Annotated in this window: 11 protein-coding genes; 1 reads left to right on the top strand and 10 read right to left on the bottom strand. The window is 70.7% G+C overall.

All coding sequences use genetic code 11. The features are described 5' to 3' along the window. Positions 1-55: 55 nt before the first annotated feature. The 4 genes from NP777_RS01640 to NP777_RS01625 all read right to left on the bottom strand — a co-directional run bounded on the left by NP777_RS01640 (position 56) and on the right by NP777_RS01625 (position 5,750). The gene (locus NP777_RS01640) at positions 56-2,482 is read right to left on the bottom strand and encodes a beta-glucosidase H (RefSeq protein WP_256648169.1); all 2,427 of its coding nucleotides are present in this window, start codon (positions 2,480-2,482) and stop codon (positions 56-58) included. Between the two features lie 98 nt (positions 2,483-2,580). Continuing rightward, the gene (locus tag NP777_RS01635) at positions 2,581-3,393 is read right to left on the bottom strand and encodes a carbohydrate ABC transporter permease (protein ID WP_256648168.1); all 813 of its coding nucleotides are present in this window, start codon (positions 3,391-3,393) and stop codon (positions 2,581-2,583) included. Further along, positions 3,393-4,370, bottom strand: a complete 978-nt coding sequence (locus tag NP777_RS01630; RefSeq protein WP_256648167.1) for a carbohydrate ABC transporter permease — start codon at positions 4,368-4,370, stop codon at positions 3,393-3,395. The genes NP777_RS01635 and NP777_RS01630 overlap by 1 nt, the downstream gene beginning before the upstream one ends. 3 nt (positions 4,371-4,373) lie before the next feature. Beyond that, a complete protein-coding gene (locus tag NP777_RS01625; RefSeq protein ID WP_256648166.1) occupies positions 4,374-5,750 on the bottom strand; it encodes an ABC transporter substrate-binding protein in 1,377 nt (458 codons plus the stop codon). Positions 5,751-5,888: 138 nt separating this feature from the next. On the opposite strand from NP777_RS01625, the gene NP777_RS01620 reads away from it, so the two are divergent. Beyond that, positions 5,889-6,632 (top strand): GntR family transcriptional regulator, encoded by a 744-nt coding sequence (locus NP777_RS01620; protein WP_256648165.1) that lies wholly within the window; start codon positions 5,889-5,891, stop codon positions 6,630-6,632. Positions 6,633-6,713: 81 nt separating this feature from the next. Here NP777_RS01620 and NP777_RS01615 read toward each other — a convergent pair whose 3' ends face one another. The 6 genes from NP777_RS01615 to NP777_RS01590 form a co-directional block, all read right to left on the bottom strand. After that, the gene (locus NP777_RS01615; RefSeq protein ID WP_256648164.1) at positions 6,714-7,757 is read right to left on the bottom strand and encodes a BadF/BadG/BcrA/BcrD ATPase family protein; all 1,044 of its coding nucleotides are present in this window, start codon (positions 7,755-7,757) and stop codon (positions 6,714-6,716) included. Further along, positions 7,754-9,055 (bottom strand): family 4 glycosyl hydrolase, encoded by a 1,302-nt coding sequence (locus tag NP777_RS01610; protein WP_256648163.1) that lies wholly within the window; start codon positions 9,053-9,055, stop codon positions 7,754-7,756. Before NP777_RS01610 ends, NP777_RS01615 begins: the two co-directional genes overlap by 4 nt. A gap of 56 nt (positions 9,056-9,111) precedes the next feature. After that, positions 9,112-9,936, bottom strand: coding sequence for a 6-phosphogluconolactonase (locus tag NP777_RS01605; RefSeq protein WP_256648162.1), 825 nt, complete (start codon positions 9,934-9,936; stop codon positions 9,112-9,114). A gap of 330 nt (positions 9,937-10,266) precedes the next feature. Beyond that, positions 10,267-11,718, bottom strand: a complete 1,452-nt coding sequence (locus tag NP777_RS01600; RefSeq protein ID WP_256648161.1) for a carboxylesterase/lipase family protein — start codon at positions 11,716-11,718, stop codon at positions 10,267-10,269. Then, entirely contained in the window at positions 11,715-12,752 is a 1,038-nt protein-coding gene (locus tag NP777_RS01595; protein ID WP_256648160.1) for an alpha/beta fold hydrolase, read from the bottom strand. The genes NP777_RS01600 and NP777_RS01595 overlap by 4 nt, the downstream gene beginning before the upstream one ends. 21 nt (positions 12,753-12,773) lie before the next feature. Further along, positions 12,774-14,063, bottom strand: a complete 1,290-nt coding sequence (locus tag NP777_RS01590; protein ID WP_256648159.1) for an esterase/lipase family protein — start codon at positions 14,061-14,063, stop codon at positions 12,774-12,776. Between the last annotated feature and the right edge of the window lie 133 nt (positions 14,064-14,196).

Raw genomic sequence — 14,196 nt, 5'->3', positions numbered from 1 at the left:
CCCCGGCTCGGGCGTCAGGTCCCGGGCCGGGGCACGTATCTGGGGGTGTCCCGGGTCAGACGTTGATCGTCGTCGTCAGGCGACGGTCCATGATCGAGCGGCCCACCTCGATCTCGTACGAACCGTTCACCAGGGACCACGTGCTGGTCTTCTCGTCCCATGTTTCGAAGGCGCGCCGCGGGAGGCCGATGGTGACCTCGGCGCTCTCGCCGGGCCCGGCCTCGACACCGGCGAAGCCGGCCAGCCAGCGGGCGGGTCGCTCGGCGTCCGGCTCGCTGGGGGAGAGGTACACCTGGACGACCTCGCGGCCCGCGCGCTCACCGGAGTTGCGGAGGCGGACGGTCGCCGTGGTGCCGTTGGACTCGACGGACTCGTAGGTCCAGTGGGTGTAGCCGAGCCCGTGTCCGAAGGCGTAGGCCGGGGTGCGGCCCTCCTTCTCCCAGGCTCGGTAGCCGATGAACACGCCCTCGGAGTAGGGAAGTTCACCGGCCTCCGGGACCACTTGGGTCACCGGGGCATCGTCGAGGGAGCCCCAGGTGGTGGGGAGCCGGCCGCCGGGTTCCCGGGCGCCGGTGAGCACGTCGGCCAGGGCAGCGCCGGCCTCCTGGCCGGGGAACCAGCTCAGCAGCACGGCGGCGACCTCCTCCCGCCACGGAAGCTCCACCGGGGAGCCGGAGTTGACGATCACGACGGTGCGGGGATTGGCGGCGGCGACGGCGCGGACGAGATCGTCCTGGCGTCCGGGGAGACGCAGATCGGTCCGGTCGAAGCCCTCCGACTCGACCCGGTCGGTGGTGGCGACGACGACCACGGCGGTGTCCGCGGCGCGGGCGGCCTCGACGGCCTCCGCGATCAGCTCATCGGGGTCGCGCCGCGGCCCCTGGTGGGCGAGGGCGAAGGTGATGTCCCTCATGAGGGCCTCGTCCCCGGACACCGCGACGTCGTGGACGAGGGAGACCTCGACGGGTTCGCCGGCGGTGAGTTCGGCCTCGGCGCGGGGCACCGGGGCGTCGAAGATCCCCGCGAAGGGGTCGTCGTTGTCGAGGCGCTGGATGTCGTCGTAGCACGTGGTGCCGTCGACGCTGAGCCGGAACGCGCCGATCCCCTTGATGCCGAAGGTGTGCGGGCCGGTCTCGCGCGGGGTGAAGGTGCCGGTGAGCTCGATGGTGTGGAGGGCTTCGGGGGTGACGCCCTCGGGGAGGTCCGAACCGTTCCAGTGGATCTGCCCGTCGGGGACGCCACGGGCGCCGAGGACCGCACCGTCGGCGCCCCGGCAGACGGCGCGCAGCTCGAAGCCCTGGCCGGCGACGGCGGGTTCGGTGCTGGGATCGGCGCCGACGGCGTAGCTGAGGGTGCCCTCGGGGAGGGCGGCGGTGAGGCCGTCGAGCGGGGAGACGACCCGGGAGGGGAAGACGGTGGCGGAGCCGCCCCCGAGGACACGGGCGTCGCGGGCGGCGGCACCGATCAGCGCCACCGTGCCGGGCTTCAGCGGCAGGGCTTCCCGCTCGTTGCGGACCAGGACGAAGGAGCGGTGGGCGATCTCGCGGGCCAGGTCCTCGCCGTCGATGAGGTCCGGCAGGTCGGTGACGACGGGGTTCGCGCCCTCCAGGATGCCGACGCGGGCGGCGAGCCGCAGCACGTTGCGTACGGCGTCGTCGACCGTGGTCTCCTCGACCCGGCCGTCCCGTACCGCCTGGGCGAGGGCGTCGCCGTAGACCGTCGTCGGGCCGGGCATGGCGACGTCGAGGCCGCCCTCGACGGCGTCCTTCGTCGACCGGGCAGCCGTCCAGTCGGAGACATTGAAGCCGTCGAAGCCCCATTCGGCGCGCAGGACCTCGTTCACCAGGCGGCGGTGTTCGGTCATCGTCGTGCCGTTGACCGCGTTGTAGGCGGTCATGATGCCCCAGGGGCGGGCATTCCCGACGATGAACTCGAAGGGAGCCAGGTACAGCTCGCGCAGGGCACGCTCGGAGATCAGGTTGTCCACGGTGAAGCGTTCGGTCTCGGCGTCGTTGGCGACGAAGTGCTTGACTGTGGTGCCGACGCCGCCGGACTGGACGCCGTTCACATAGCCGGCGCCGATGACGCCGGTCAGGTACGGGTCCTCGCTGTAGGCCTCGAAGTGGCGGCCGCCGAGCGGGGAGCGGTGCAGGTTGACGGTGGGGGCGAGCAGGACGTGCACGCCCTTGCGACGGGCCTCCTGGGCGAGCAGGACGCCGGCGCGGCGGGCCAGGTCCTGGTCCCAGGTCGCGGCGAGCGCGGTCGGGGACGGCAGGGCGATCGACGGGTCGTCGGCGGCCCAGCGCACACCGCGCACCCCGATCGGGCCGTCGGACATGACCAGGGACTTCAGACCGATCTGGGGGAGCGCGGGCAGGGACCACCTGTCCTGTCCGGCCAGGAGCCGGGCCTTCGCGTTCAGATCGAGCCTGGCAAGGGCCGTTTCGACGACCGCCTCGCGGGCCCGCTCCGCCTGTGCCACCAGGGCACCTCCTCGTTGAAAGCCATTCATCAAGTAACCATTCGCGGTAAAGAGGTGAATTCCTCTGTGTTTCATATGTTTTATAACGGGCCGATGTCTCAGCCCTTGACCGCGCCGGAGAGCATGCCGCGGATGAACTGCCGCTGACAGAACACATACAGGCCCACGACCGGGACGGAGATCAGCACCGCCGCCGCCGCGAGCAGGTTGACGTGCACCAGATAGCGGCCGGAGAAGGCGCCCAGGCCCAGCGTCATCGGCTGGTGAGCCGGATCGGAGACCAGGATCAGGGAGAGGAAGTAGTCGTTCCAGGTCCACATGAAGTTGAGCAGGACGAAGGTGACGATCGCGGGCCGGGAGATCGGCAGATAGATCCGCCACAGCGCGGTCCAGGTGCCGGCGCCGTCCACCTGAGCCGACTCGCCGATGCTGGAGGGCACCGTGCGGAAGGCCGCGCGCATCCAGAACGCGCCGAAGCTCACTCCCGTGCCCACATGGGCGAGGATGATGCCCTGGTAGGTGTCGGTCAGTCCCTGCGACTGGAAGTCGTAGTACATCGGGACGACGATCGCCTCCAGGGGGATCATGATCCCGAAGAGCAGCAGCGGAAAGAGCAGCTTTTCCCCCACCACGCCCAGCACTCCGAAGGCGTAGCCGCTGAGGATCGCCAGCGCGGTCGAGATGGCCACCGCCGTACCGGTGATGATCAGGCTGGACTTCAGATATTGCGTGAGGCCGGCCTGCTGCCAGGCATCGGCGAAGTTGGACCACCGCATATGACCGAGGTCCACCGACCCGGTGATCTCGGGGCTCACCGCGACGCCCAGGGTCCAGATCACCGGGAAGAGCACCGCGGCGGCGAGCAGGGTCAGAAAGGCGTAGTTGAAAACCTTTTCCCGCGTGGAGATCATCAGTCGTCACCTTCGGAGAGCTTGACCACGGCCAGCGACACGATCAGCGCGACCACTGCAAGTACCACGCCGATGGCGCAGGCCGCGCCGACGTCCGGATTGCTGAAGGCCCGCTTGTAGAGCACCACGCTGGGGGTGATGGTGGATGTTCCCGGGCCACCCTTGGTGGTGAGCCAGACGATGTCGAAGACCCTGATCGCGCCGAGCAGGGTGAGCGTCAGCGCCACGGCGAGCTGTCCGCGCAGGCCCGGCAGGGTCACCGTGAAGAACTCGCGCAGCGGGCCCGCCCCGTCCATGCGCGCGGCGTCGTAGAGCTCGTTCGGGATGTTCTGTGCTCCGGCGGCGAACAGCACCATGCACAGCCCGAACGCCCCCCAGGTTCCGGCCAGGCCGAGGGCGGGCAGCGCCCAGGCGAAGTCGCCCAGCCAGCCACGGGTCAGCCCGCCCAGGCCGAAGGCGCTGAGGACGCTGTTGAGGGGCCCGTCCGGGGCGTAGATCTGCTTCCACACCACCGCGACGACGGCCGGGGTGAGCACCTGGGGAAGGAAGATGATCCAGCGGTAGACCCCGGCACCGCGGGTGTCCTTGCGCGCGGTCAGTGCCGCACTCGTCATCCCCAGGACGACCGGCAGGAAGGAGAAGAAGACGATGAAGAACAGGGTGTGGCCGACCGCCTGGCGCAGCGTCGGGTCGGTGAAGAAGTCGGTGTAGTTCTCCACTCCCGCCCAGGTGGCCGCCGTGATTCCGTCCCAGTGGTAGAAGGACAGATTCACCCCCTGCCCGGCCGGCAGCAGCACCACGCATGCGTAGATCAGCAGTGCGGGGGCCAGGTACACCAGCCCCAGCCAGCGGCGCCGGCCCGACGACGACCGGGCGCGGTTCGTGCGCCGCGGGGTATGGACGGCCTCGCCGCCCGCGGACGCGGTGGCGGGCGCGGCGGCGGCCTCGGAGGCGCGGCTTTCGTTGAGTGTGGCCATGCCCTACCTCGCCAGGCTCTTCACGAATGCGGTGGCGTCCTTGTCGGCGGCGTCGACCACCGCTTTCGGCGTGGACTTCCCGGCCAGCGTGTTCTGCATGGCGCGGTTGATGGTGTCCAGCATCGTCGGCGTGGTCCAGTCCAGATAGGGCACGGATGTGCCCTCCGTGGAGATCTGCCCGGCGATGGCCACATCGTCGCTGAACAGCGGATTCCCCGCGGGAGCCTGCACATCCGGGTGCAGCAGCGGCATCGTCTCGTGCCCGACGGCGAGCTTGGCCGCCTCCTCGCTGGCGGCGAAGTCGAGGAAGGCCGCGGCGGCGTCGGCGTGCTTGGACTTCGAGGCGATGGAGAAGTTGGTCGCGGAGGAGGCCGTGGCCACCGGCTTGCCGCCGTCCGTACGGGGCAGGACGAACGAACCGAACCCCTTGGACTGCCCCGGCTTGAACGGGAGCGAGCCCGAGTAGTTGAAGTGGAACAGGCCCTTGCCGTTGACGAAGGACTGGGCGGCGTCGTCCGCGGCGGTCCCGGCGTAGTCCTTGACCAGGTAGCCCTTGTCGGCCCACTGCTTGAAGGCGGACACCGCCTGCGGGAAGCCGGTCTGGGAGATCTTCACCTTGCCCTGCGAGTAGACGAAGTCGGAGATCTTGCTCTGCGCGCCCAAGGCGTCCATCAGCGAGAAGAGCGGCATGGTGATGCCGACCTGGTCCGAGGTGCCCACCGTGATGGGGGCGATGCCGTCCGCCTTGGCCTTGGCGAGAGCGGCCTGGAATTCGGCGTAGCTGTGCGGGACCTTGGCGCCGATCTTCTTGAGCAGGGCCCGGTTGTAGTAGACCTCGATCAGCGAGGCACGGGCGACCGGGGCGCCGAACATCGAGCCGGTGCCCATCTGCTTGCCGTCGGGGCTGAACTCGTGCTCACTCAGGATGGACCGCGGGAAGGACCGCTCCCATCCGTAGGCCTTGGCGTAGTTGTCCAGATTGAGCACCAGCCCGCCGCGGACGAGGGTTCCCAGCGACTGCCAGCCGTTGTTGGCCGGGACGATGTCCGGGGGGTTGGCGGACTTCAGCTTGAGCGGCAGGGCGGCCATCACCTGGTCCCAGGGCAGCGAGTTCCGCTCGATGGTGATGTTGGGGTACTTCTTCTCGAATGCCTTGACGACATCCTTCATCCAGGCGTTGTCGGGATCGCCGGTGAAGTAGTCCAGTATGTGCAACGTGACCTTGCCCATCGCGGCTGGATCGGTGGCGACCGCGCCTGGTTTCGCGGAGTTGTCCGCACTGTTGCCATTGGTGCCCGGCATGCAGCCGGCGAGCAGGCCGGCCGCCGCCAAAGGCGTCAGCGCTCCGGCGATCCGTCGAGTTCTGCGGTGCGAGACCACGGTGTCTCCTGTCCTCGATGGGGTGTCCCGAAAGTCCGGATGCTCGCGAGCCTAGGCGCAGCAGACCACTTAGTCCAGATGTAGGAAGCTGGTTTGTTTACTCCCACTCGGCAGACCAGTCTTGGTAACGTAATGGGCATGACGAGCGTGGAGGACACCAAGGCGGGGGCCGCCGTTGCGCAGACCTACCGCCGACTCAGCGAGGCGTTGCGCCGCGGGGTCTATGCGGCGGGAAGCCGGTTGCCGGGGGAGCGGGATCTCGCCGCGGATCTCGGAGTCAGCCGCTCCACCCTGCGCCTGGCGCTGGGCCGGCTCGCCGAGGAGAACAAGCTGGAACGCTCCTCGCAGCGCGGCTGGTTCGTCCGCCGCAACGTCGTCGGCGAACCGCCGAGCACCCTGCAGAGCTTCTCCGAGATGGCGCGTGCCCGCGGGTTGCGCCCGCAGTCCGAGGTGCTGCGCCGCCGCGCCCGTCCGGCCACCTTCGAAGAGGCCGAGCAGCTGTCCGTCGCCCCCGCCTCCCGGGTCCTCGAACTGCGTCGGCTGCGCAGCATGGACGGCGTGCCGGTGTGCGTGGACTCCAGCGTGGTGGTCCTGGCGCTCGCACCCCGGCTCGCCGAGATCGACCTCACCGACCGTTCCCTGTACGAGACTTTGGAGCAGGACTGCGGGCTGCGTATCGCCCGCAGCTCCTACACGGTCCACGCGGCGGCCGCCGACCAGGCCACCGCCGAACTGCTCGACATCGAGCCGGGCGACCCGGTGCTGATCGGCGAGGAGCTGACCTATGCCGACGACGGCTCGCTGGTGCTGACCGGCCGCATGGTCTACCGCAGCGATGCCTACCGCTTCCAGGCCGACCTGTTCCGCCCGGTGCGCCGCTGACGTTCCGCCCGGTGCACCCCTGACGTTCCGCCCGGTGCACCCCTGACGCCGCCCCGGCGGCGGATGCCGGGGCGGCGCGTCTCAAGTGGCCAGGAACTCCCGGGGTGGCAGACTCCCCGTCACCTTCTCCAGTACGGCGTCGGCCACCACCGGGTCGGCCAACGCCACCCCGCCCTCGGCGAGGGCGTCCAGCAGCGCCCCGGCCACCGGTGGCAGGGAGCCGCGGTGCAGCACCGCTCCGGGGACATGCTCGGGCAGTTCCGCGAACAGCGCGTCGGCGACCGGAGAGCCCTCCGCCATCAGGACCGAGCCCGACAGCACGACACTCACCGGCCCTCCCGCCCGCGCCAGCCCGGTGCGCCGCGCGGCCACCCCGGCGTACTGGGCCAGATGGCGTCCTTGGGCCCGGACGATCTCCACGGCCGCCGGATCACCCGTCGCGGCGACCGCCGCGACCACGCGCGCACAACTGGTCCGCTCGCGGCCCGAGGCACGCGCCTCACGGCGGGTCAGCCAGTGGTTGAGGGCCGCCACGGTGGGCTTGCCGTAGTGCGCGAGCAGGGCTTCGGTCAGGGCGGTCGGCGGGCCGAGCCCCAACTCGGCCAGGAAGACCGCCCGGAACGCCTCGTTCGCCAGGCCCGTGGCGCCCATGCCGTACTGGCCCCACCAGCCCATGTCCCACAGCTCGCCGCCCGGCCCGCGGGCGGCGATCGCCCCCGACGTCCCGCCGGTCACCGAGATGCCGACGCCCCGGGCGTCGCCGCACCGGATGGCGGCATAGCCGTCGTTGAGGATGCTGCGCCTGGTCAGGACGCCGGGACAATGTCGCGTCAGAGCCGCGTCCCAGTAGCCTTGGTCCTCGGGCCAGTCGACCCCGGCCAGCCGGAAGGCCACGCTCCGGACGGCCCGGAACTCCGCCCCGGCCTGGGCCAGGGCCGCCCGCACCGCCGCCAGCACCTCGGACACCGCGACCTCGGGGGTCGGCGCCCCGTAGATGTCCCCACACCCCGAACGCCCGGCGCCCACCACCTCACCGGAGGTGGTGGACACCAGGGCCGCGGTCTTGCTGTTGCCCGCGTCCACGCCCAGGTAGAGCGCGGACGCGGGGTCTGCCTCCCGTGTCACGGCAGCAGACGCTCCGGCAGCCAGGCCCGCTGCGCCGTGGCCAGCTCGGCGTACAGCGCCTCGGCCACCGGCAGCGAGGGCACGAGCGGATTGGCCGTCATGGCACGGACGGCGTCCGCGGCGGTCCCCTCCCAGGCCGCCTTGGCGGTGAGGATCTGGTACTCGGCCAGCTGCTGGACGATGCCGCGCACCGAGTGCGGCAGCGGCTTCTGCTGCTCGGGGTGGAAGCCCCCGCCGTCCACCGTGCCCCACAGCTCGACGACAGTCGACTCCTCGAACCCGGGCAGCCAGCCACCGGTGTTGGTGATGTTGAAGGGGAGACGCGCCGGGGCGTCGTTGTAGAACGCGCTGATCGCCTCGATGGCCAGCTCCAGCTCGTGGATCCCGCCGCGCGAACGGTCCTTCTCGAGCTGCGGGGCGTCGGAGGCGGCCTGCTCCCGGTAGTGCTCCCAGTAGTCGGGCAGCGAGTCCAGGATGACCTCGGAGCGGGTCTTGGCGGCCAGCTGCCGCTCGCGCAGGATCTCGTCCTTGAAGTAGTAGTAGTTGAAGTAGTCCGAGGGAATGGACTCCATCGCCACCGCCAGGTGCAGCGCACGCATGCCGTTGCGGTCCTCGGTGGGCTTGTCCTTGAGCGCCTCGTAGCGCTCGCGCAGGATCGGGAAGGCGTCCTGCCCGTCGTAGGTCGCCTCGTTCGACCAGCAGTTGTGGTTGACGCCGACGAGGTTCGCCTTGAGCTTGTCCGGGTCGAGCCCGGCGGCCTTGGCGACGACCGGCGGGAAGACGATCGGGCCCTCGCAGAAGGAGACGATCGGGATGTCGGTGTAGTCGGAGACCGCCTGGGAGACGATGTTGACCGGGTTGGTGTAGTTGAAGATCCGGGCGCGGGGGGCGACCTCGGCCAGATTGGCGCAGACCTCCTTGATGATGTTGATCGAACGCAACGCCATCATCATGCCGCCCGGCCCCTGCGTCTCCTGGCCGATGACCCCGTACTTGAGCGGGATCCGCTCGTCCAGCGCACGGGCCTCGAAGCCGCCGGGACGGTAGCTGCTGAGCACGGCGTCGACGTCGCGCAGGCCCTCACGCTGGTCGGTCGCGGTGCTGATGGTGATGTCGAGGCCCGCGTTGCGGGCCATCTTCTCGGTGAGCGTCCGGACCACGTCGAGTCGGTCCTGGTCGAGGTCGATCAGCACGAACTCCGAGCCGTCGAACTCCTTGCCGTGGTGCATGAAGGAGGCCATGGTCCCCGCTCCACGCGAGGACCCACCACCGAGGTAGGCAATCTTGACGCGAGCCATCGATCCTCCAGGATCTCTTGGTGATTCAGCTTGGGATTCCGGTGTGAGCTGCGGCTTCAGAGCGAGGTGAGCGCCGCTGAGGCGGCCACCGCCGCCTGGTCGAGATAGAGCCGCGGGTGTGCGCAGTCGGCGAAGACGGTGGCCGGCCAGTCGGCCTCGTACCCTTCCGCCTGGGCGAGCCGTGCCGCCGCCTTGCCCTTGTCGCTGCCGTGGGCCACCATCACCACCCGCTTGGACTGCGTACGGATGGTGGCGATGCCGACCGTGACACCGTGGCCGGGAACGTCGTCCAACCCGCCGAACGTCGGGAAGGTCGCCAGGTTGTCGGTCCTGGTCTGTTCGCCCAGCCGGACCACCCTGGTCCGCGAGTCCGCCGGGCTGCCCACCGGGTTGAAGGCGATGTGCCCATCGCCCGCCCCGGAGGCCAGCAGGAACAGATCGATCCCGCCGAGCTCCGCGATCCGCCGGTCATAGGCTTCGGGATCGGCCGGATCCGGCCCCCACAGCCGCTCCGGTGCGATCCCCCGTCCCGGGCCCGCCGCGGCGTTCATCGGCCCGGCGATCTCCTCCCGCCCGAAGCGAAGGCAGCTGTGCGGCAGTCCGGAGTCGATCGCGCGGTACTCCCAGCCGTGCGAACCCAGCGGGGTGGCCTCCACGTACTCGTCCATCATCACGATGACGACGTGCCCCAGGTCCAGCTTCCGCGCGGCCACCTCGTCCGCGAGCGCCCGGTATGTGCTGGCGGCACTGCGTCCGCCCGGACACCCGAGCACATACGGCCGCCCCGCTCGCGCGGCATCCTCGATTTCCACGGCGATCTCCACGGCCAGCTTGCGTCCCAGGGTCTCTGGGTCCGGGAAGACGATCGGCGACACCCGCACAGGAGGAACTCCCTCTCGGTCAACTCTTTCGCAGACCAGTTACGCCACAGACCATACTGTGGTCTGACTGGTATAGGCAATGCTCGGAAGGTGACGTCGTGGCGAGAAGGGCAGCAGGAGACCAGCCCGGTCCCCGTCCATGACCAGGCCGTCTACGACGAACTCGCCGCACGGGCCGGTGCCGGTGATCCGTGGAGACGGCCCCTAAACGGTTTCACCGAAGTCCGGTGCGGTTCGGTTGCGCCCCGAAGGGGCGCGGGGAACTGCGCGACCAGCCACGACGCAGCCGCGGATGAACGACCGCACCTCGCGCCACTTCGCGCGGAGCGCTCAGCGCACGCCTTGCCAGAGCCGTCGCTCCGCTTTCCGCGGGTCGTCCCGCAGGGCGCGGTCCGCGGCGAAGACCCTCGTGGCGCGGGTGGTGGTGTCGTACGCGGGCCAGCCGGGGTCGCCGGTCTTCGCGAAGGAGACCCACGCTCCGTGCATCGCGTCCGCGAGGTCCTGGGGCGGGCGGTCGCCGAGGATCGGGCCGTAGGACGGGTCCTGGAGACGGTCGAAGACGAAGGCCAGCTCCAGCGTGTGGCAGGCGCCGAGGGCGGCGCGGAATCGCGGGGAGCGCCAGGCGAACTCGTACAGGTACGAGCCCGGGACGGACTCGGCCAGGCGGATGGCGGGGATCCGGTAGAACCAGTCCGTCGCCACCGCGGCCAGGAGCTCGCCCGGGGTGGCACCGGGGCGTTCGGCTCGGTAGAGGGGGAGCGCCTGGTCCGGGTCCAGGCCGTAGGCGGCTGTTCCGGCACGCAGCGCCGCTTCGGAGACGGTTTCCAGGCGCTCCGTGGGGACCAGGAAGAAGCGGTATTCCTCGCTGTTGCTGCCGATCAGGAGGTCGACGCCGCAGTCGGGGCCGGGCAGGGGAAGATCGGCCGCCACCGGTTCGAACGGCATGATGTTGAGCACCGCCTCGCCCCACAGCGCCGGGTCGGGGCGAGCGCCCATCTCGGCGCGGAGTTCCGCTTGCGCGGGGAGGAGGTCGGCGAGGGGGACCGCGGCGAAGGCGTCCGGGGCCGGTTCGATGCCGAGCTTCGCGGCAAGGCGGGAGGCGATCCGGGCCGCCGAGGCGGGGCGCAGGAAGTGGTGGCACGCGCCGCTCTGCAGGATCGCCCGGCGGAACAGGCCGCGTGCCCTGCCGCTGGACAGCAGGACGCCGATGCTCATCGCCCCCGCCGATTCGCCGAAGACGGTCACCTGATCGGGATCGCCCCCGAAGGCGGCGATATGGGTGCGGATCCAGTTCAGGGCCGCCACCTGGTCCAGCAGGCCGCGGTTGTCGGGGACGCCGGGCAGACGCAGGAAGCCGTCCGCGCCCAAGCGGTAGTTGAGGGTGACGCACACGACCCCGTCGCGGGCGAAGGCGCTGCCGTCGTACGCCGACGCCGAACCCGCACCGTTGGAGAAGGCCCCTCCGTGCAGCCACACCATCACCGGCAGACCCGATCCCGGCTCCGGCGCGGGGGTCCAGATATTGAGGTTCAGGCAGTCCGCACCGGGGATGACGTCGTCCGGCACGAGGGCGTCGAACGGCGGTGCGTAGGGCGCGTGCGGCGCGGTGGGACCGTAGGCCGTGGCATCGCGCACTCCGGTCCATGGCTCGGGCGGGGCCGGTGCGCGGAAGCGGCGGGGGCCGAAGGGCGGGGCGGCGTAGGGAACGCCCAGGAAGGACGCCACACCGTCCGGGGACATACTGCCGCGGACGGCGCCCAGGGCGGTGACGCACACCGTCACGTCGACAGGACCTCCAGCAGCGCCGCGCCGAACTCCTCGGGCCGCTCCAGATGCACCGCGTGCCCGGCGTCGGACACGACCACCTCCCGTACCGTACCGCCCCCGGCCGCGTACCGGTCCAGCACGTGGCGGGTCTGCGCCACCATCGGCTGGGCGGGTGTCCCGTCCCAGCCCGGCACCGCGCCGATCGCTCCCAGGTGCGCCAGGTCGAACAGCGAGGTGTCCGAGACGATGACGTCGTCCTCGCCGCGGATCCACAGGATCGGCGGCTTGGGGTCGATCAGACGCACTTCGTCGAGGCGGAGGTGGAGCGGGGACAAGCAGTTGAGGACTCCCCGGGTGCCGGGTGCGACGCCCGGCCAGGCGGGGGAGGCCACGCTGTCGCCCGGGTAGTGGTCGTCGCCGGTCCGGGTGGTGAGCATGGCCTCGACGTACGCGTCCTCGTGCCCGGAACGCCATGGCGGCTTGAGGTAGTAGTTCGCCAGGACGGCGCGGGGTGAGAGCGGGGAACCCTCCCCGCGGTCGCCCTTGGCGAGCCGCGCGACCAGCTCCGGGTTGGCCGTGCCGCCGCCCGAGCCGGCCCCGTCCGGGGAGTTGAGGGCGCCGTCCACCCCGTGCGTGCCGCCGAAGCCGTACGGGGAGACCGGGTTGACCAGGGTCAGGGAGCGCACCGCGCCCGGGTGGTCGCAGAGATACTGCAGACCCACGCCCCCGCCCATGGACCAGCCCACCAGATGCGCCCGGTCGATCCCGAGGGCCGCCAGCAGCGCCGCGAGGTCGTCGACGTGGTCGCGCAGGCCGCGCGTGGCGTCGATGGGCAGTGGGTCGGTGCCGCCGAAGCCGCGAAGGTCCGGTGCGATGGGGCGGTAGTGGTCCGGCAGCAGGGGCAGGGTGGTGTGCCAGAAAGCGGCGGAGGAGACGTTGCCGTGGACGAAGACGACCGGTTCCCCCTCGTCCCGGACCTCGGCGAGCTGGACGGTGAGTCGCTCGGTGGGCACGCGCCGGGTGCGGACGCCGTTCGTACTCGTGGTCATGTGCGGTCCTTCACGGGAGCCCTAGGCGAGCCAGGCGGCGACCTGGGCGGCGACGGAGGTGTTCCAGCCCAGTTCGAGGTGGTTGGCGCCGACGATGGTGGCCGTGCCCCCGACCGTGGGGATGCCGGTGGTGTCGAGTGCGCTGGCGATGAAGACGACACCGTCGCTGGGGGCGCGGTTCTCATTGAAGATGCCGAGGACATTCGGGGACCCGCCGGCCAGCAGGTAGGTGGTGACGGCGGCGGGCACTCCGGCGTTGTGCAGCGGCTTGACCAGTGAGCCGGCGTCGATGGCGGCCTGGATGCCGCTGCCCGCCGTGTACAGGCCCTGGCCGCCGTAGTACGTGGTGTACCAGTCCTGCGCGGCGCCGTCGACTCCGTAGACGCCGTCCCAGCGGGCCAGCATCTGGCGCTGGCCGGGATAGTCGTCGTACCCGCCGGAGGGGATCATCGAGAACTCGGGGTGCGCGGTGTACGTCCCGTAGCACGTCATATGCGAGTGCGGTGAGGGGGCGTTGACCTTGCCGCCGCACTCGGGCCAGATGGAGAAGTCGTGCGCCCAGCCGTGGGCGTACGGGTAGTCGTAGCCGCCGTTCGGGCCGCCGAGGGTGATGAGCTTGCGCACGTCGCCCGCGTAGGCCCGTCCCCAGCTCGGCTTCACCGACGACACATAGGCGCGGGCCGCCATCTCCCCCTTGCTCCAGCCGACCAGGTCGACCTTGCCGACGCCCAGCTTCGCCTTGATGACGGCGATCGCGTCGCCGACGACCTGCGCCTGCATCAGGTTGTCGCCCTGCTTGTGCGCGAAGCCGACGGCGAAGACCCGGTGCCCGCGCGCGGACAGGTACTGCATCAGTCCGGTGGACGGGCAGGAGATGGCGCCGCAGCCGTAGCCGCCCGCCTCGCCCGGGTTGGCCCAGGCGCGGTCCGCGGTGTCATTGGCGCCGTGTACGAGGAGCACGGGTGTGGCGTGGGCGCCGGTGTCCCAGCCGGGTGCCGAGTAGAGCAGGAAGCGGCCGGAGTACGGGCGGGAGACGCCGCCGAAGTACGTCAGGCGCCGTCCGTCCTGGTCGCCGCGGCCATCCGGTGGGTAGTCCTCGGTGCGGAATCCGGCGGTGGTGTCGAGATAGCGCTCCACGCGCTCCCATCCGCCTGTCACCACATCGGCGCCGTAGCTCGCCTCTTGGGTGAGATAGGAGGGCGGCCCGGCGGCGGACGCGGTGCCGCCGGCGGTCGGCAGCCCGGCCACCACCGCCATCATGAGGGCGAATAACAGCCGCCGGCCGCCTGCCCGGATTCGTCGGCACCGCATGTTCCGACCCCTTTGTCGAAGGTTTTCACCACACTGCCCCGCTCGGCGCACACGCTAGGGAAGGGCCACCGGAAATGGCATGTGTGCGCGCTCCATAAGGAAGGCGGTCCATGTGGGGACGGCGGCCGCCGTT

Source organism: Streptomyces rugosispiralis (genome assembly GCF_024505145.1).
GTDB classification, from domain to species: Bacteria; Actinomycetota; Actinomycetes; order Streptomycetales; family Streptomycetaceae; genus Streptomyces; species Streptomyces rugosispiralis.
This window is presented reverse-complemented; position numbering and strand designations above follow the sequence as displayed.